Genomic DNA, 18,444 nt, shown 5'->3' on the forward strand with positions numbered 1-18,444 from the left:
TAATTCCAAAAATTATCACAGTAAAAAGCCAACCTCTTAACAATATAGAAACTGTAAACACCTTCATCACATTAATAAAATGCAACATAAAGTGACTCAAATCACTAAATTTAAGTAACAATATTATCATTTCACAGCAAAGTGAGGCACAGCACATTAAAATATATTTGATTAAGCCAGAATCACGCAAATATTATTTTATTGCGGGGGATTTATGAAGGAAGTGCAGTTTAGAACGATTGATCGACTATTTATAAAAATGTCAATTAATGACAAGATGTGGGTGGTTTTCATTTTATTTTTGATCACAATAACATCGACAGCGGGCGCTCGTTATTTCGACAGCATTGAACAAATTGAAACTCAGTCTATTACTACTGTCGAATACAAACTTCAAGGTATATTAACTAATCCGGATGTTAATACACTCCCATCATCTCTGCATAAAAGTAATAATATTCAAGCGACTCAATACAAAAATGGTATTGTTACATCAAGTGCATCTCATTCCTCTGGTCAAGTATTTTCATTAACAGAAAATGTGCGCTCATTGGAGGAGAATAAAAAACAACAGGCCCTAATTTCCTTCTTTCTCACTTATCTTTGGGCAATTCCTTTTGGTATTTTCATTTATTGGGTTGCCACTTTTCTTGGTGGTGCGCTGTGGGTTCTATATACAACCACAGAGAAAATTGGTGCCGGAGATCTTACCTCACGCCTAAACTTTCACCCAGGCCGTGATGAGTTTGGGATCATTGGTTGTGCTTTAGATAAATCAATGGACACACTTACTGATCTTGTTGTTAGTGTTAAAGATAATGTAGAGACTCTTACTAATACTTCGTCCTCTTTTGAAGAGGAAATGAAAAAAAGTGAAGAACAAATAGCAAACCAATATGCATCTCTAGACTCGGTTGCTACTGCGATGGAGCAAATGACCGCATCGGCACAAGAGGTTTCAAATATTGCGCAAAAAGCAACAGAGCAAACAGATCAAGATGCCAAGCACGTAGATTCCAGTAATCAACGAGTTCAAAAAGCTATTAATGAAATTGGTCAGCTTTCTCAATACATTGAGCACACCTCCCATTCAGTGGCAACTCTGAATGAGAATACCACCCAAATTAATGACGTCATTACAACAATCAATGCAATTTCTGAACAAACGAATCTATTGGCATTAAACGCTGCCATTGAAGCAGCTAGAGCTGGAGAGCAAGGTCGTGGTTTTGCCGTGGTGGCCGATGAAGTTAGAACGCTAGCAAGCCGTACTCAAAGTGCAACCGTAGAAATTCAAGTAATGATAGAAAAACTGCAATCAGAAAGCCAAAATATTGCCAATATCACCAAGCAAACAGTCAGCCAAGCCCATAGCAGTAGTCATTTGATTTCAGACATTGGTAATAATGTAAGTACCATTGCTAACTCTTCGACGACTTTAATGGATATGAGTATTCAAATTTCAACCTCTTCTGAAGAACAAAGTGCAGTAGCTAATGACATAGCCTCTGAACTCAGTGATATTCGACTTCAATCAAGCACGATAAAGGCAGTGGCTGAGCAATCATCAATTAAGATATCTAACATCACACAAGCCTCACTCTCTCTTGGGGAAGCATTAAAACATTATCGTACTATTTAATTCTAGCGCTAATGCAATTCATTAACTTTATAAAATTAGGTCAATATAATAAGCATATTGACCTAATTTTCATCCATAAAACCACTTAGGTTATACCTTTTCAAACGTTACTGTACTCTTCACTATTAATGATAAAAACTCTGTTGAATCTGATTTTTTAGTAGAGTTTTGCAAAGTTTGTTTGTTTCGATTTAAACGTTCTCTTAGCTCTTTCATCTCTTCTTGAGTTGAGCTAATTTTCTCATTAGAAACTGAATTTTCCATTTAAATACCTTTTACTATTAATTTAATACCTCGTATTATTATTCAATATTTTGATATTCTATAATTAATAACTATCTGATAAATAGATGGGTCTAACCAACGGACGAATGAACTATGTTTAATCTTCAACAACTCGAAACACTGGTACTGTGTGTAGAATGCGGTTCATTCTCTGCTGCTGCTCGAAGATTAGGTAAAGCACAATCTGCAGTTAGTACCGCAATCGCAAACCTAGAAATAGATGCTGGAATTGATATATTTGATCGCTCAACTCGCATTCCTACATTAACGCCTCATGGAAAGCGCCTATATACCCACTCTATTCATTTACTTTCACAAGCAAAAGAGATGAAAGCTATGCTCCACTCTTTTAGTGTCGGAGTAGAAGACACATTAACAATCGTAATAAATGAACTCTTACTAACACCTAACTTTTTTAATATAATTAATAGTTTCTATCATGAATTCCCACATACTGAATTACATATCAATACAGCAGATAATAAAGAAATTAGTCAATTAATTGCACAAGGAAATGCATCGATCGGCTTTATGCTATGTGAAGATTTTATCCCTCAAGACGTTGAGTTAGGCCTAGTAGGATACTTACCAATTTCAGCAACTGCAGCAATAGAGCATCCACTGCATGAGCAAGTATCAACGACACTTGATGAACTAAAAGGATTTCGTCAAATATTACTCAATAATATGCAAGGTCCTTGGAATATCCATTTCTCACCATTAATCACTAGAACTAATGATTTAAATACACTTCAATCACTTCTTGCTGCGAATAATTCTTGGAGCTTCGTTCCTGATCATATCATTGAAAAAAACAACGCTATAAAAATAATCGAACTTGATTCAGAAGAAAAAAACTGGCTATTACACATAGATCGAGCTGTACCTAAAAACAAAAATATGGGTCAAGCATTTACTTGGCTTTATCAAAAATCAATTCATATGTTTGAAGTACAATCAGATAAATAAATGTACGTTACAGATACCTTAAGCTAGATTATTTTTCTATAAAATATTCAGACAAGATTTCATGCCATTCTGTCGTTTCACGTATATGTAATAAGGCTCGATTAATCTCTTCAGCATAAGGACTACCTTCAATCAGAACTAATCCGTAATTTTGTTTTTCAAGTTGATAAGGAAGTACTGTAAAATCAGAAAAACGCCCTGCTGTTTTCCCTTGTTTTATCATATAACGTAAGACGGCGTCGTCTGATACAACCGCACTTATTTCATCATTATCTAAAGCTATTAATAGATCATCCATCGTGTTGTATTTTTCATGTGCAATACTATGATCACTTAAGAATAAAGAAGATGTGGTCGATTTTAATGCTCCTGTTTTTATTTTAGATAGGTCATTTACGCCTTTCACGTCAAATCTTAATTGCTCTAAAGTTAACGAACTTGCGAGAATTGCTGTAATACTGGCAATAAATACCGTAGAAAACATCGCAAGTAATACTGTCATCATACGAGCTGGTAACGTTTTGAACTCAAAATAATTAAAAGGACCTTTACTAATGAATAAAATGCCTAAAATAAGTGCTTCAGCTAAACGCCCCATTTTCGTTGGCATCGAATATAGCTTATCGTTCTTCTTATGCTCTAAACAGTAATAAAAGCTACCCACCATCATTGCAACGAAAAAAAATGCGCCAATAACTTTCCACAATTTACTGTTTGTTATCACACTGATAAACGAATCCCAATAACTTTGTTTTTTTACTGCAATAGCTAAATGAGTTTCATAAAAGGAATGAGAGAAATCGACGTGTTCTTCACGATCTGGGGTTATTGAAATACAAGAAACACCGACATCAATAATCTCTTTTTCCGCCGACAGTAAGAGATCTTCTAATTCATAATTTTGAACAGAGTAACCGACTCCCATAGTTTCAGCTATTCGCTGCCATAGCATCATACTTAAACCATTCCGATCTTTAACTTCTGCATTAAAGATAAAAGGTGGGCAGTGATACGTACCGACTTTTAGGGTTCTCGCTTGAACTTGATTTGGTAACGTAACTAAAAATAAAGTCGCACATAAAATAGTCAATAAACGTATGTGATAACAATATCTTTTACTTTCATCTAGCATAGTATTCTCCCTAATACGTGGTATCACGCTCTAGGGTAGTTCGAAAAAGAGATGAAATAGAATGTACAATATCGAAATTACCCTACCGAATTGATTTCTCTTACTAAAATGTAGCAGCTGAACAACATTTTCTCGACTAGTTATCCATATTAATTAAGATCTTTAGCCAAATTCATTATGAAAAAAGTCTATATCTCTGAGGTAACTCAACATTTTAAAAATCAATATTAATGAGGTGAGACTTAAATCAATTCATCAATAAAGCGACTATCAAGACTTATAAAGTAGGACACAGAATCAATATTCTAGGATACACTGTAGATATTAAATTTTGCTCAATAATTAAAATAAACATCGCTCATCTAACACTAATTACAACACGACAGTTCACCTTCATCATTGATAACTAAAAAGAGAATATATTTTGAACGACTTATCGAAACTAACCGTTAGAACTCGACTTATTATCGGATTCGGGCTCACCCTTTTCCTTATGTTGCTATTAACCATACTAGGCATCCAAAAAGTAAATATTATCGATCATACGTTAACGGAAATTACAGATGTTAACTCCGTAAAACAGCGTTATGCCATTAACTACCGTGGTAGCGTTCATGACAGAGCGATTGCAATCCGAGATATCGCAATTGCAAGAACACCTCAAGAAATATCCAAATTGGAACAAGAGATTAATCAGTTGAAAGAATTCTACCGAGATTCTGAAAACAAGATGAATCAAATGCGCTCACAAGGTGTAATGTTCACCAGTGATGAACAACGAATTTTATCGAATATAGAAAATATTCAACAGCAAACATTACCTTTAGTTGAACGTATAATTAATGATAAAAAATCAGGTTCAGTGATGACTGATACCATTTTAGACTCAGCTCGTCCTGCCTTCATACAATGGTTAAAAGTGATTAATGAGTTTATTGATTATCAAGAGGCTCGTAACCAAGAGCTTACTCCTGAAGCACGAAATGTTGCAGGTGGTTTCCAACAGTTAATGCTTTGGTTAAGTGCATTTGCTTTAACGTTATCTTTATTTATTGGCTTCCTAATTGAACGCAGCTTCCGAACATCTCTAGGTGGTGAACCATGGCAGTTATCTGAAATGATCAAAAAAATATCAGAAGGTAATTTATCACAATCATTTGATAAGCCAGAAGAAGCTGTTGGTATTTACCGTTCATTAATTACTCTTAATGATAAAGTCGGCTCTGCAATTAAAAACAGCAGCGAGATATCAAGCCGAGTAGCCCTATCTTCAGAGCAATTAACCGTTGTAATGCAAAATACGGCAAACAATGCTCAACATGAGTTAGCGCAAGTAGAAGAAATCTCACACTCAATTAGTGAATTATCTAACACATCAAGAGAAGTGACCTCTAACGCTACGCATGCTGAAGATGAAATGAAAAAAGCCATTGATAGTGTTTCACAAGGTAATAAAGCCTTAGATGAATCAATTTTACTGACTCAAAATATTAATGAATCAGTACAGCAAACAGCAAATATGATTGCTGAGCTAAAAACTAATGCGATGGATATTGGTGAAGTAACTGCTGTGATCAGCTCTATCTCAGATCAAACTAATCTTTTAGCGCTAAATGCCGCAATTGAAGCCGCCCGTGCTGGTGAATATGGCCGAGGCTTTGCCGTGGTAGCTGATGAAGTACGTAATTTAGCCTCTAAAACACAAGAATCAACACAAAGTATTCAAGACATCATCGCTCAACTACAGGCTCAATCAGAAAAAGCCAATGATAATATGATCAGTAATGTGGAGTTAATTCAAGAATCAGTGGTTTTATCTGAGAATGTAAAATCATCTTTTGATTATATTTCCAATTCTGTCGAATCGATTTCAAAAATGAATTCTTTGGTAGCTAGTACCTCTCAAGAGCAATTTAATTTAACCGAAAAAATTGCATTGAATACCACTAATACTTTTGATCTAGTAAATCAAAATGTCTCTGCGGTAAATCAAACACAACAAGCCGCAAAAGAGTTATCTCAACTAGCTATAGAACAAAAAGAAGAGTTAGCTTACTTTAAAATGTAACTCGATAAAATAAGGGCAATCACACTTATGATTGCCCTTAATGTTAATTCCCACTCCACATTATTACGCAGAGAAGCACACAAAATTACTGTCTTCATTGTTGATTCTATTGTAGAAATACAATCGTTCATCATCAATAAGGAATTTTAAATCCGCTTTAAACCCTTTAAGGGAGTCTGCATCTCTGACAAAAATAGGGGAACCTTCCGGCTTTTGATACCAATCAATACTCTTATAAGCGAGGGATATTCTATTCTTTTGTACTGTATACGTCATGTCAAACAGCACTTCATATTTTTCACGTTTCCCTGTTTTAAGTACTAATTCTCCTGATTGAAAAATGGTTAAATTAGAAGAGGAAGCAAATGTTAAAACATTACGTTCACCAATTTCTTGGTATTTCTTATAGGGCTCTGATGTGAATTTTTTTGATAACTCATGACAAGACCAACGCGTCCCTGATAGCTCTGAATCATCAAATTTCCATTGATAAAAACCAAAGATAATCAAAAAGACTAACAGCATAACATTGATTATTCGCATATTCGTTTCGCTCTTTTTAACGCTTCTGTAATAACAATAGGAAGCTCATCAAATGAAAACTGGCTTAACGTGTAATTACCATTACGATGACTATTTTTTGCCATCATATAACCTTTTAACGAATAGATGTCGTCATCATAAACAGAGCGATATATTCGAATATACATATCAGCATGGCAGGTAGTTAGGGGTAAAGATTCAAGCTGGGATTTAATCTCAGTAACATTCATACTTTCTTTAGTTTTATTCAATAAATAGAAATCAGTATTGCTTATCTCAAAATGCTGATAATCACTTTTAACAAGAAAGTGGGGAATCGAGGAGGCTTTCCCGTACCAATATACTCCCCCAATAGCAATGAGCAGGCATAGCGTAATAAGTACCGAAGCTATAAATCGCTGTACAGATATATGTTGATGAACTGAAACTAGGGCATCTTCCATCACTGCTTTTTTATTATGGTTTAAGGCTGGATCTGCCATTTGGGTGTTATTACTTTCTTTGGAAGAGAGCTCATTGGTTTTTTCTTGATGAGATGTAACCGAAGCCTCTTCATCGATGGTAAGTAAATAACCTATTTTACTCACTGTTTTTAACGTAATACCGTTAGCTTGTAATTGCGTAAGGTTTTGTCTTAATCCAGAGATAACATTCGTTAACGCTTGATCGGTAACAACAGATCCTTCCCAGCATTTATTAAAAAGTTGATCACGCGAAACGCTTTGTCCTTTTTGCTCAAGAAGTAGCGTGAAAACATTGTAAGGTAATGGTCTCAGTATTATTGTCTGCCCAACATGATTGATTAGCGTCCTAGTTTCTGGGTCTAAAGTCAAATTAGCGATAATTATTTTCTGCATCTAAGCCTTATAACAATAAAAGAGTCTATTAATTTTTAGGAAAAAGTTAATAAAAACAAGCCTAAAGAAACTTTTATGAGCTTATTTATAAAGCCTGAAGTTTACCTCATAAATAATACAAATCAACGCCTTGCTACTTTTTCCGCTTTAAGAATAAAGAAATTTAATAATAATCAAGACGTTAAAAGCAACTGAGCTTTCAACATATTTAGTTATCAATAAATATAAATCAAATAAAAATCAAATATGTGAATTTCATTTAGTTTAAATTATCCAACCTCTTATAATTTTTCTAACTTTTATACACTCAATTTAAACGAGATTTACATGAAAAAGATTGTATTTTTATTAGCCCTATTTTCGGCATTTACTCACGCTAATGATGACATTTCAGGTTTTTACTTAGGTGGTGGTTTTGGTACTACTAACTATGATGATGGTGGTGCATTTGATAATACATCGATTTACACTAACGAAGATGATAGTACTTTAAAATTAATTGGTGGTTATCAATTTAACCGTATCGTTGCAGTAGAAATGCAATATACTAATTACGGCGATATTACCTTGAGCCATGTAAATTCGACTCAAAAAATTGCTGTTGAACCGTCTTCTATCTCACTTGCTGCAAATTTAGGTTACACCTTTGATAGTGGTTGGCGACCATTTGCTATTGTTGGTCTAGGCTCAACTGAATTTGAAACAAAAGTTCAGGGTCTCTCTGTTAGTGATAGTAAAACATCATTCCACTTCGGTGCAGGGGCAGAGTTCGCACCAAAAGCACTGGAAGGCTTAGCTTTTCGTGTGGCTTATGAAGGTGATGTTTTCGTAGAAGAAGGGGTAAGTAATTACGGTTATAACGAAGATTACGCAATGACTGTTGGTACATTTTACGCTGGCGCAACTTACAAATTCTAATAATAACAATTGTTAGTTGGCAGATCGATAAAACGGGGAGCATATATATGCTCCCCGTTTTCTATGGATTTGACTAACGGTGATGAATCAATATTAAGCCATATTCTAATCTCATCGAATAAAAATCAGCTAACTCTTCATCTCCCTCATCATGACAATCAATACACATTTCTTTTGGATCAGACTGTTCATGAGGAAGGTGACACTCTACACACTCCATATTCTCACTCTCTTGGTGCTTCATGTTATGTTGTTTCCCTTCTAAATTTGATAACACATCATGACACTCCACACAGCTTTGATATTCGAATGCAAGGTCATCTGAAGGTGATTCATCTTGATGGCATTGTCCCGAGCAGGTCTCATCTAATAGATGAAAATTAGCGAGGTTGTCCTCTTTAGGGTTAGGCAACTCATCTGCCACCACGAATCCGTTAGTGGTGATAATGAATAATACCGTAGTAGCCCATCTAATTATATTCATGAACTCGCTCCTTATTATTCCTCTGTGCTTTTTTATCTCTCTGGATCGCCTCATGACAAGTCGCACATAAATCAATTCTGAAGGTTCTATTTATACCAATAATTGGATCAAATTCTTTATGCAAACTATGACAAGCAGAACAAACAAGCTTTGTCGCATGAGTATCATGTGTCCATTCAATATTTCGTAACTGTTCAGGAGAATGGCATACAATGCATTGTTTATTTTGTTCAAAAATTGGGATTTCACTATCTGTATTAAATGGAATAATTGTTGTTAAATTAGTCTCTTTAGGATGCACCCCTTTATTACGATGACATGCAGTACAATTATTATGAAATTCAGAACTAACATGAGCTCCTACAGTAGTAATAGCATCAATATCTTTAATTAGACGCTTTTTTTGATGGCATCGGATGCAGCGTTGATTTTCTTTTATCAAGATTTTCATGTCATCATCATTAGTCACTTGCCTAGAAAAGGCTTTAGGTACGAGTTCGGTTAACTCACCAATTGCAAAGTCAGAAGAATAAGAAACTGATGCGGTCAACATTACCCCAAGCAGAACGCATAGAAACCGAGAAATTGTTTTAACCATAATCGCTCTCTTTTTAGGTTAATGACTTTTCTTGGTAAAGTAGAGTCAACATTAACTGACCCTACTTCATTAAACGATTCGAGTTATTAACATTATTTAAACTCAAGATTCAATACACCTCGATGGAAGATATGATTAATTTGTGAGTTATCAAACACTGCAATTCCAAATGGATATTCTTTTGATAAGTCATTAAATTGCACATCTTGCGTTTCTGCATTCTTTCCTGTTGTTACAAGTTTACGCTTCATCTCCAATATCCATACACCATCTACCCACATAGCACCAACTTCTATATCACCACGAGATCCCATAAAAGGTTTACCTGTTAGACCTGGAATTCTGTCAGTTTTATTGTAGTCAATGGTAAAAGGAATTTTCTCAGAATCTACAATAAGCAAGGTTTCATCAGTCAAGGTTTCTGATACATACGCAGGTTGGCCGTCTTTTATATTATTAACATAACCACCACCTGTTTTACTATCTCCTTTACGTCCCCACCCTTTATTCGCTTTTGGATCGGTATTACTATCAATGTATTGATCATCTAATTGATTATGGACAGCAGTTCTTACCCCTTTCCAATGCCACATATCAATATACTCATCTTCTTGCGTGTATTTACGCGCAGGATTTTTATCTTTATGACCCGCATTCATTCCTTTTTTGACACGATGACAGGCGTCATTACAGCCTTTTTTAGCAAATCCTTTAGTATTTATATCCCAAAAAACAGCAAATTTATCTTCATAGTAAGTATTATCATGTCCTGTGCTGTCTTTGTTTGATAGTTGCTTCCAAGTGCCATCTTCTTGTTTTATCCAAGGAAATCTATCAATACTTTTAGTTGGGTCGGCATAACTAAATAAGAAATAAATATACTCATCGTCATATAAGGACTTCATTTCAACGCTTGTTTTTTTTATTCCTTCATACCCATTATTTGGTTTGTACGGTAATTTATTTAACTTTTGAGTAATTGATGCTGCTTCTTCCCATATAGCATCAACATTTCCATCAATGACAATATGTGAATTAATCTTACTACTTTCTAAAGTACTCCCTTTAGCTTGTACTGTACTAGCTGGGACTACAGCTAAAGCGACTATGATAGATACTGCAATAATAGAAAACTTCATTGCTATTCTCCTTGTGTTCATTCATCTATTTTATGGACCTAACCTTTTCGTTAAGAAATCTTGTTATACCAATCTAGGCAAACGTTGTTCACATGGATGCATGAAAATTGATGCGAATATTATTTAGGCTGGTATTAACATAAAGCTTAGTAATGATACAAATAGTTACAATTGATTAACATCAAAGAAAGGGAAGAAAAATACATTGGAAAGATAATTAGCGAGTTATTTTCAGCCTTAATGATTCAACATGAACCTTATATAAAGGCTGAAAATAACTACAATTGGCTAGGCATTGATTTCTACATTTACCAAGTTTGATTTTCGGCTTATCAACTTACTAATTAAGATTGCGGTACATACAGGTAAAAACCAACTCGCATGTGCTTCAAACATTGGAACATAATCATTTAATGGCGTAGCTAATGATTCAGGCAACAACCCAAGAATATGCAATGCATCTAAACTACCAAATAGAAGTGTAATACACACAATTGTCACATAAGTAGCTACATTTTGTTTTGTGGTTGGTAAAAAAAGTGCCGCTAATACCAAAGCAATGGCTATTGGACATAAAATAAGTATTGCAGGTAAACTAATTGCTAAGATTTGCTCTAAGCCGAAGTTTGCTACTACTCCTGTTAATCCCGTCACTATAATAGCGGTAATCGCAAATGGAGAGCGGAATGTTTGCTGATAATATTCAGCACATGCATTAGTTAAACCTACCGTCGTTGTCAAACACGCAATAATAATAATACCCGCTAATAAATATTGTCCTAGAGGACCAAATATCTCAGCAACATAACGAGTTAATAGCTCACCACCATTAGTTGTGCCTTCAGCAATTGATGCAGAAGTCGCACCAACATAGGCCATTGCTAAATAACATGCTGACATTAGTAGTGCATAGATAAACGTCACTTTAAGAGTAGCTTGAAAAATTTCTTGTGGCGATTCACAACCTTTATCTTGAATGGCTTTTATAATGATCCAACCAAAACCAACAGCAGCAATCGCATCCATGGTCATGTAACCCTGAATTAAACCACTGGTTACCGCTTTAGCTTGATAGGCCGCACTTGGTTCATTTAACACTCCTAATGGTGTAATAATGGCAGCTACAGCTAATGCCGCTAACATCAATACCAATAAAGGTGTCATTATTTTTCCAATATAATCAACTAGCTTTCCACGCTGAAATGCCAAAATCAAAGTGGCCCCAACAAATAATACTGAAAAAATTAACAAATAATCACTTGATACAAATGGTTTAATTCCCATTTCATAAGCAACGGTTACCGCTCTTGGCATACCAAATGCGGGCCCAATTGCAGTAAAAAGCAATACCCAAAAAGCACCCGCTAGTGACTTTGGTAACGCTTGAGTTAATTGCCCACTAGAGCTAAGTCGTCCTAATACAATCAGAGTAAGCGCAGGAAGGCCTACCGCGGTAAGTAAAAATCCTAACATAGCAGGGAGAAATTGAGTTCCAGCCTCAAGACCAAGAAATGGAGGAAAGATGATGTTTCCTGCGCCAAGAAACATGGCAAACGTCATTAAACCAATCGCAAGTAAGTTGTGTTTTTTCATGTAATAGTCCTTATACTATTGGGCTTCACCCTAGTAGCTTTTTTATTATGGACCGTCAGATTGGCTAAAGAAAAACAAGAAGAAAATGAAGAAGTTCCCCGTCAGCCTGGCTGACGGAAGTGCCGCCAGCCTAGTTAATAATCACTAGAATGACCGCAATAATAGATGATGTTACACGCGACACAGCACCGAGCATCATTTTGCACAAAGCAGAAAATTGTAGGGCTGTAGAAGAAAACATGGATATATCCTAGTCATTTATAGTGGTAACCAAATCAATATATAAGTAATAATTTATAAAGTAAATAATAAAACAATTGAAAGTACTAAATTCATTGATATCAAACTCTAAGCCACTTTGTCTATAGTGAAAAACCAAGGCCTTTTCAAACAACCTTGGCTTCATTCATTTTGCGCATCTATTCTGATTCTGGTTGCAGCAATAGAACTTCAATGATCTCTTTTTTACTATGACGCTCAGGCAATTGTTCCCATACTTCTCCCCATGTTCGATTAACGACTCGACCACGCTTAACTGCTGTTCGAGCTAACATCATTTTTGCCCAACTTCTCACATAAACGTAACTTCCAACATCTAAAAACGATTCTGCATCATATGAATTACCTAAGACTAAATTACCATACCACGGCCATACAGCCATATCTGCAATGCTATATTCATCACCCGCTATATATTGATTCTTAGCCAACTGCTTATCTAATACATCTAGCTGACGTTTTACTTCCATCGTAAATCGATTAATAGGATACTCAAACTTCTCTGGTGCATAGGCATAAAAATGCCCAAAACCACCACCAAGATATGGAGCAGAACCATGTAGCCAAAACAACCAATTCATCACTTTTACGCGTTTTTCAGGATCTTTTGGTAAAAATACATTAAATTTTTCAGCTAAATAAAACAAGATTGACCCAGATTCAAACACTTCAATTGGAGTCTCTTGTGAAAAATCAACAAGAGCTGGAATTTTAGAGTTAGGATTCACATCCACAAAACCTGATGAGAATTGATCACCTTCGCTAATTTTAATTAAGTGTGCGTCATATTCTGCTTTCTCGATACCTAACTCTAACAACTCTTCAAGCATGATGGTTACTTTCTGGCCATTAGGAGTCCCCATAGAATAGAGTTGCAGAGCGTGCTTACCGACCGGCAATATTTTTTTATGTGTTGAACCAGAAATCGGACGATTAATCTTTGCCCACTCGCCACCACTTTCACTATCAAATGTCCACACTTTAGGTGGGATGTATTGCTTTTCCATACTGACTCCTAACACCATTATTATTAATGTTTAACTTCAACCAAAAATGACTCTTTCATTCGTCTCTTTATTTAAAATTCTGCGGATAAAGAGATCGGTTGGCTTTTTCATCAAACTCAGATTTAAACTCAATGTCATTAGCGATATTTCGAGCCTTTTCAACAGCTGGGCGATTATTTACGTTATCAAACCAACGTTGAATATTTTTATAAGGGGCTAAACCCTCTTCGCCCAAAACAACTGTCGCTTTATCTATCCAGCCCCATGCAGAAATATCAACAATACTGAACTCATCTCCAACGATAAATTCACGGCCTTCAAGATGACTATCTAACACTTCGTAATGACGCTGTGCCTCTGATAAATAACGGTTAATCGCGTAAGGTATTTTTTCAGGTGCAAAATGACGGAAGTGAACAGATTGCCCAGAAAATGGCCCTAAACCAGACGCAATAAATAGCAACCATGAAAGAATTTCTGCACGATCTTCAACTTTACCACCAAGCTTTCCTCTTGTTTCTGATAGATAAAGCAAAATAGCGCTGGAATCAAAAACACGAACTCCATCATCAACGATAGCAGGAGCCTTTCCGTTAGGGTTAATCGCTCGATACTCCTTTGTATGCTGCTCACCTTTTAGTGTATCTACTGGCATTAATTCAAATGGAAGTTCAGTTTCTGTTAAATATAGAGCGACTTTCATTGGGTTTGGCGTTTGATGAAAATAAAACTTAAGCATATTGATATCCTTTAAATTATGAAATAAACCAACATTACAGCCATCTTGTGTGCGTTGGTGTAGAAACAATATAACTAGACTTGAACGATCGTTCAAGATAATATTTGAACAAATGTTCAAGAAAGTTTATCAAGGTATCTTTTTATGGCTAAAAATTCGAAGTTTGATCGAGTTCAAGTTATTGATAAAGCAGTTGATCTTTATTGGGAGAAAGGATTTCACGCAACATCGATGCGTAATCTTCAAGAAGTAATTGATATGCGCCCTGGAAGCATTTATGCCACATTTGGAAGTAAAGAGGGGTTATTTAAAGAGTCGTTACAGCGATATACCCAGTTAGGCATTTTGCATTTACAGCAATGCTGCAATGAAAAACAGTCTCCTCTACTAGGATTAAAATCATTTATCCATCAGATTGTGGTTGAAAAACGCTCTAGTTCACCAAGCGGCATGTGTATGTTGGTAAAAACAATTACTGAGTTAACGAATGAAAATGAAGAACTGTTAGCTGAAGCCAAACGTTCTTTAAAAATCATGGAAACTGAATTTGAAAAAGTATTAAAACAAGCGCAAGTGATTGGAGAAATCGAACAAGGAAAAGATACAAAGCAACTTGCTCAATTTGTTCAAGTACAAATTGCAGGATTAAGAACATATGCTCGCACTATAGATAGCGATTTTCCATTGCAGAAAATGCTTGATAATATGTTTACTCATTACCCATTTTAATCGTAATTTACTTGTGTCAGATAGTATCGGCACAAGCAAATTACAATGGATTATAGATATATTGATGAACTAGTAAATTAGATTTCATTGGTGCTTTATCTCTTATACCATTGCCATTAATTAAATGGTCTATTTATTACGCAGGAAAACCACTTAAGAGCAAGGCAAAAATTCTGATAAGTAGTTATTCTACTTAAATAATTTTTAACGAAGCTATTATGTGATTTAACCAGTAATAATGACTAGAGAATTACTGGAATTGGTATTAGTCCTTCAGAGTAAAAATTACAAGACCGAATTAAAAAAGCCCTGCTTCGGATAACCAAAACAGGGCATTTCTATTCTCTTTCTATTTATAAAGCTCTATGCAGAGACATTTTCCTTTAAGAGTTTTTATTATCGATAGTATCTTCAACTTGAGTTGCATCGGCAGCTATACCCATAGCGTCACCTATTAAGCTGTTTTTACCATTCAGTAAGTCGCCAAGAGTACCTGTTTTATCATCAACTAAGCCAAGATCACGGATCATGGCATCAACCATAGGCGCATTCGCACGATAGTTTAATGCAGCGCTCGTAATTTGTTCTGCTAGACCACCAGAATTCGCATTACTTACTGCTCCTGAACCTGATGTTGATCCTGCATTACTGTAACCTTGTAATATCTTAATGCCTTCAATATTTTCAAGTGGTTTCACTGAATTAGCAACAATCTCAGGTAATACTCTTAAAATAGCTAATGATTTTTGTAATTCTATTTGCTCTGAATTTAGACTATTATCTGCTGCATATAAAGCACGCTTACCTTCTGCTTCTACTGCTAGAACTTTTTCATCAGCTTCAGCTTGCAATTTTTTAGCATCAGCATTTGCTCTAGCTTCAATAAGTACAGCTTCTGCTTTATCTTGTGCTGCTTGTTTGCCAGCTTCAGCTTGAACAGTAATACCTACAGCTTCACGTTCCGCTTCTTTCTTCGCATCAATAATTTCAATTTCTTTACAACGGTTCGCCGTTGCAACTTCTTTTGCCGTAATTACTGCTTCTTCTTTCTCTACTTTAGATTTTTCAGCATCAGCTGCTTTAGCACGAGCTGCTGATTCTTCTTCTGATTTTTGAGCAATCGCAATACGCTTATCTTGCTCAGATACTTCTATATCTTTTTGCTGTTGAATACGAGCCTGCTCTAATGTCTTAAGCTTTTCAATTTCTTGTGCTTCAATCTGTTTAGCTTTTTCGATTTCAGCCAGTTCAATTGTACGCTGCTTAGAAATCTCAGCTTGACGCTCTTCTTGCTCACCTTTCTCTCGTTGCTTAACAATCTCAGCTTGTTGTTCAACACGTTTAAACTCTAACGCTTGTTGTTGTACTAACAGGGCTTCTTCTTTCTCTTTTTGAATGGTTAATGATAATTTTTCAGCTTCTAAGTTTCTTTGTTCAATTAAAATACGGTTCTCTTGCTCAATATCATTTGTCTCTTTACGCTTTTTCTCAATGATATTTGTTAAACGAGCACGACCTTCTGCATCAAAAGCATTGTTCTCATTAAAAAATTGCAGCTCTGTTTGGTCAAAACCAGTTAGCGATACTGATTCTAATTCTAAACCATTTTTCTCTAAGTCATTCATTACATTTTGTTGCACTTTTTGAACAAATTCAGCACGTTGCTCATGCATTTCAATCATTGTCATCTCAGCAGCTACTGCACGTAGAACATCAACAAACTTAGACTCCATTAATACTTTTAACTCTTCAACACGCATCGTACGTGTTCCCAATGTTTGTGCTGCCATTGAGATCCCTTCTGAGTTAGGTGCTACACGCAAGTAAAAATCAGCTTTCACATCGACACGCATACGATCTTTAGTAATTAATGCATCTTTTTGAGTTTTTCCAACTTCAATACGTAGTGTATTCATATTCACGGGAATAGTCTCATGCAGTACTGGTAATACAATTGAACCACCGTCTTTTACTACTTTCTCTCCTCCCATACCTGTACGAACAAAGGCGACTTCTTTAGTTGCTCGCTTATACAGCTTGGCAAAAATAATGCCTATTGTAATTAAAGCGATTAAGACTACTCCAGTGATTACCATAGTAAACTGTAGATTATGCTCAAATAACGATCCCATTTCTAATTTTCCTTCAAAGTTAATCAATGTTACTAAAATATATCGGATGACGGTCTAAATGTTTAAAGATAACAATAAAACCCATACGGCTGAGAGAGTTTAATAATTTTTGAGAATCCAAGTAAATCCAAATATTTACCTACTTAATTTTCATCAAGAATTAAAATAATTCAATTTAAAATGGATCCTTACCAATTACAGAACAGTAAGAACATATAAAAAACATTGACAACCCATATTTAGAACATGAATCAATTTAAAGTTCACCATACTATAATTGTAAAAATTAACAGCTTATTATTTCATAAAAATATAATCACCAATGTAATTATTATTCATTATCTTAATAGTTCTTTCAATATAGAAAATTCAAACAATAGTAATTGCATAAATTAAATATAATATTATTTACCACCTATAGTGAAGTGTCTGGGTTACTCTTGGTATCGAATAATTCAATTGCCAACCAACTATTAGTTAACTTTTCGACTAATATCACTTGCTTTCCTTGTTCAAAGATCTGTTCTTTACATTCAGGTTCTACTAATACGTAATGCTTTTGATTAAATTGGTCATGAAAAACAGCTTCTGCTGCATTACCTTTAGAGGCTTTTCCAATGGTAATCGTCGCTACTTGTCCTGAAAAACTACTCAATGAAATTGCAGAACTCTCATTTTTTGGAATGATTTTTACAATACTCTCTGCTAAATATCTAGTGATAAAAATAGTACAAACAAAACTAATTGGTAGACTGACAAATAGTGGAATAACGAATATAAAATTCAAAATACTACCAACTACACCAAAACTACAGAGTAAAAGAATAGACCAAACTAAAAAAGGGAGACGATGATAATGCAGCCAGCCTAATATAGAAGACAAGCTAAAACTAAATGACCTAGGTTCAACTTCTATATCAATTGAAAATAATTCATCTAATAAGCTAGAAAAGCTAAACCCAATTAAGAATACAATCCCTTCTAACAGAGCAATAGCCACAACCAATGTTAGTGCTAATGTGTATGGGAGGTTTAAATCGGAAAAGAAAAAATCTAACACAAAAAAATCCTTGAATATTAGCTAAAATATTAATCAACCCTAACTATATCCTATCATTAGCAATGATCATATTTAAACTCGATACACTGTTAAATAATTCATGTTAATTTTTCCCTATAGAACCAATATAAATTTTATCTAGTTCTTAGCCTTACAGCGTTTCATTTGATCAAATTCTATTATAAATTTAGATTCCTCGATTAACAAAAAACAATTTTGTACAATATTTACCATGTCTATATCGCTTATTGTTATTAAGATAACTATCAT

General features: G+C 35.0%; 17 protein-coding genes. 5 read left to right on the forward strand and 12 right to left on the reverse strand.

Going from position 1 to position 18,444, the window contains the following annotated elements; translation table 11 throughout:
• Nucleotides 1–214: 214 nt before the first annotated feature.
• Nucleotides 215–1,642, forward strand: a complete 1,428-nt coding sequence (locus ACU5DF_RS12905; protein ID WP_446713163.1) for a methyl-accepting chemotaxis protein — start codon at nt 215–217, stop codon at nt 1,640–1,642.
• A 90-nt stretch (nt 1,643–1,732) separates the two neighbouring features.
• Here the strand turns inward: ACU5DF_RS12905 and ACU5DF_RS12910 are convergent, their stop codons facing one another.
• Entirely contained in the window at nt 1,733–1,906 is a 174-nt protein-coding gene (locus tag ACU5DF_RS12910) for a hypothetical protein (RefSeq protein WP_446713164.1), read from the reverse strand.
• Nucleotides 1,907–2,020: 114 nt separating this feature from the next.
• Here ACU5DF_RS12910 and ACU5DF_RS12915 point away from each other — a divergent pair, with 114 nt between their 5' ends.
• Complete coding sequence (locus ACU5DF_RS12915; protein ID WP_446713165.1) at nt 2,021–2,896, forward strand: LysR family transcriptional regulator; 876 nt, start codon at nt 2,021–2,023, stop codon at nt 2,894–2,896.
• A 28-nt stretch (nt 2,897–2,924) separates the two neighbouring features.
• Here ACU5DF_RS12915 and ACU5DF_RS12920 read toward each other — a convergent pair whose 3' ends face one another.
• On the reverse strand, nt 2,925–4,028 hold the full coding sequence (locus tag ACU5DF_RS12920; RefSeq protein ID WP_446713166.1) for a transporter substrate-binding domain-containing protein: 1,104 nt from the start codon (nt 4,026–4,028) through the stop codon (nt 2,925–2,927).
• Between the two features lie 421 nt (nt 4,029–4,449).
• On the opposite strand from ACU5DF_RS12920, the gene ACU5DF_RS12925 reads away from it, so the two are divergent.
• Entirely contained in the window at nt 4,450–6,096 is a 1,647-nt protein-coding gene (locus ACU5DF_RS12925; RefSeq protein WP_080889788.1) for a methyl-accepting chemotaxis protein, read from the forward strand.
• Between the two features lie 63 nt (nt 6,097–6,159).
• Here ACU5DF_RS12925 and ACU5DF_RS12930 read toward each other — a convergent pair whose 3' ends face one another.
• Both ACU5DF_RS12930 and ACU5DF_RS12935 read right to left on the reverse strand, forming a co-directional pair.
• The gene (locus ACU5DF_RS12930; RefSeq protein WP_446713167.1) at nt 6,160–6,639 is read right to left on the reverse strand and encodes a hypothetical protein; all 480 of its coding nucleotides are present in this window, start codon (nt 6,637–6,639) and stop codon (nt 6,160–6,162) included.
• Nucleotides 6,630–7,496, reverse strand: a complete 867-nt coding sequence (locus ACU5DF_RS12935; protein ID WP_446713168.1) for a winged helix-turn-helix domain-containing protein — start codon at nt 7,494–7,496, stop codon at nt 6,630–6,632. The genes ACU5DF_RS12930 and ACU5DF_RS12935 overlap by 10 nt, the downstream gene beginning before the upstream one ends.
• A gap of 327 nt (nt 7,497–7,823) precedes the next feature.
• Here ACU5DF_RS12935 and ACU5DF_RS12940 point away from each other — a divergent pair, with 327 nt between their 5' ends.
• Nucleotides 7,824–8,414 carry a porin family protein gene (locus ACU5DF_RS12940; protein ID WP_446713169.1) on the forward strand — a complete coding sequence of 197 codons (591 nt, stop codon included), beginning with the start codon at nt 7,824–7,826 and terminating at the stop codon, nt 8,412–8,414.
• Nucleotides 8,415–8,487: 73 nt separating this feature from the next.
• Here the strand turns inward: ACU5DF_RS12940 and ACU5DF_RS12945 are convergent, their stop codons facing one another.
• The 6 genes from ACU5DF_RS12945 to ACU5DF_RS12970 all read right to left on the reverse strand — a co-directional run bounded on the left by ACU5DF_RS12945 (nt 8,488) and on the right by ACU5DF_RS12970 (nt 14,253).
• Complete coding sequence (locus tag ACU5DF_RS12945; protein WP_446713170.1) at nt 8,488–8,898, reverse strand: cytochrome c3 family protein; 411 nt, start codon at nt 8,896–8,898, stop codon at nt 8,488–8,490.
• Complete coding sequence (locus tag ACU5DF_RS12950; protein ID WP_446713171.1) at nt 8,885–9,451, reverse strand: cytochrome C; 567 nt, start codon at nt 9,449–9,451, stop codon at nt 8,885–8,887. Before ACU5DF_RS12950 ends, ACU5DF_RS12945 begins: the two co-directional genes overlap by 14 nt.
• A gap of 137 nt (nt 9,452–9,588) precedes the next feature.
• Nucleotides 9,589–10,635 carry an ethylbenzene dehydrogenase-related protein gene (locus ACU5DF_RS12955; RefSeq protein WP_446713172.1) on the reverse strand — a complete coding sequence of 349 codons (1,047 nt, stop codon included), beginning with the start codon at nt 10,633–10,635 and terminating at the stop codon, nt 9,589–9,591.
• A 288-nt stretch (nt 10,636–10,923) separates the two neighbouring features.
• Nucleotides 10,924–12,228: a branched-chain amino acid transport system II carrier protein gene (gene brnQ, locus ACU5DF_RS12960; protein WP_446713173.1), complete on the reverse strand. Its 1,305-nt coding sequence runs from the start codon at nt 12,226–12,228 to the stop codon at nt 10,924–10,926.
• A gap of 419 nt (nt 12,229–12,647) precedes the next feature.
• On the reverse strand, nt 12,648–13,514 hold the full coding sequence (gene yghU / locus ACU5DF_RS12965) for a glutathione-dependent disulfide-bond oxidoreductase (protein ID WP_446713174.1): 867 nt from the start codon (nt 13,512–13,514) through the stop codon (nt 12,648–12,650).
• A 67-nt stretch (nt 13,515–13,581) separates the two neighbouring features.
• On the reverse strand, nt 13,582–14,253 hold the full coding sequence (locus tag ACU5DF_RS12970) for a glutathione S-transferase family protein (protein ID WP_446713175.1): 672 nt from the start codon (nt 14,251–14,253) through the stop codon (nt 13,582–13,584).
• Nucleotides 14,254–14,397: 144 nt separating this feature from the next.
• Here ACU5DF_RS12970 and ACU5DF_RS12975 point away from each other — a divergent pair, with 144 nt between their 5' ends.
• The gene (locus tag ACU5DF_RS12975) at nt 14,398–14,982 is read left to right on the forward strand and encodes a TetR/AcrR family transcriptional regulator (RefSeq protein ID WP_446713176.1); all 585 of its coding nucleotides are present in this window, start codon (nt 14,398–14,400) and stop codon (nt 14,980–14,982) included.
• A 383-nt stretch (nt 14,983–15,365) separates the two neighbouring features.
• Here the strand turns inward: ACU5DF_RS12975 and ACU5DF_RS12980 are convergent, their stop codons facing one another.
• Both ACU5DF_RS12980 and ACU5DF_RS12985 read right to left on the reverse strand, forming a co-directional pair.
• Nucleotides 15,366–17,114, reverse strand: a complete 1,749-nt coding sequence (locus ACU5DF_RS12980) for a flotillin family protein (protein ID WP_446713177.1) — start codon at nt 17,112–17,114, stop codon at nt 15,366–15,368.
• 415 nt (nt 17,115–17,529) lie between these two features.
• Complete coding sequence (locus tag ACU5DF_RS12985; RefSeq protein ID WP_446713178.1) at nt 17,530–18,174, reverse strand: OB-fold-containig protein; 645 nt, start codon at nt 18,172–18,174, stop codon at nt 17,530–17,532.
• Between the last annotated feature and the right edge of the window lie 270 nt (nt 18,175–18,444).

This window comes from Aliivibrio wodanis (genome assembly GCF_052920805.1).

Excerpts from the sequence above, each read along its gene's own strand:
- ACU5DF_RS12905 (WP_446713163.1), top strand. The coding sequence starts at position 215 with ATGAAGGAAGTGCAGTTTAGAACGATTGATCGACTATTTATAAAAATG.
- ACU5DF_RS12910 (WP_446713164.1), bottom strand. The coding sequence starts at position 1,906 with ATGGAAAATTCAGTTTCTAATGAGAAAATTAGCTCAACTCAAGAAGAG.
- ACU5DF_RS12915 (WP_446713165.1), top strand. The coding sequence starts at position 2,021 with ATGTTTAATCTTCAACAACTCGAAACACTGGTACTGTGTGTAGAATGC.
- ACU5DF_RS12920 (WP_446713166.1), bottom strand. The coding sequence starts at position 4,028 with ATGCTAGATGAAAGTAAAAGATATTGTTATCACATACGTTTATTGACT.
- ACU5DF_RS12930 (WP_446713167.1), bottom strand. The coding sequence starts at position 6,639 with ATGCGAATAATCAATGTTATGCTGTTAGTCTTTTTGATTATCTTTGGT.
- ACU5DF_RS12935 (WP_446713168.1), bottom strand. The coding sequence starts at position 7,496 with ATGCAGAAAATAATTATCGCTAATTTGACTTTAGACCCAGAAACTAGG.
- ACU5DF_RS12940 (WP_446713169.1), top strand. The coding sequence starts at position 7,824 with ATGAAAAAGATTGTATTTTTATTAGCCCTATTTTCGGCATTTACTCAC.
- ACU5DF_RS12945 (WP_446713170.1), bottom strand. The coding sequence starts at position 8,898 with ATGAATATAATTAGATGGGCTACTACGGTATTATTCATTATCACCACT.
- ACU5DF_RS12950 (WP_446713171.1), bottom strand. The coding sequence starts at position 9,451 with ATGTTGACCGCATCAGTTTCTTATTCTTCTGACTTTGCAATTGGTGAG.
- ACU5DF_RS12955 (WP_446713172.1), bottom strand. The coding sequence starts at position 10,635 with ATGAAGTTTTCTATTATTGCAGTATCTATCATAGTCGCTTTAGCTGTA.
- brnQ (WP_446713173.1), bottom strand. The coding sequence starts at position 12,228 with ATGAAAAAACACAACTTACTTGCGATTGGTTTAATGACGTTTGCCATG.
- yghU (WP_446713174.1), bottom strand. The coding sequence starts at position 13,514 with ATGGAAAAGCAATACATCCCACCTAAAGTGTGGACATTTGATAGTGAA.
- ACU5DF_RS12970 (WP_446713175.1), bottom strand. The coding sequence starts at position 14,253 with ATGCTTAAGTTTTATTTTCATCAAACGCCAAACCCAATGAAAGTCGCT.
- ACU5DF_RS12975 (WP_446713176.1), top strand. The coding sequence starts at position 14,398 with ATGGCTAAAAATTCGAAGTTTGATCGAGTTCAAGTTATTGATAAAGCA.
- ACU5DF_RS12980 (WP_446713177.1), bottom strand. The coding sequence starts at position 17,114 with ATGGGATCGTTATTTGAGCATAATCTACAGTTTACTATGGTAATCACT.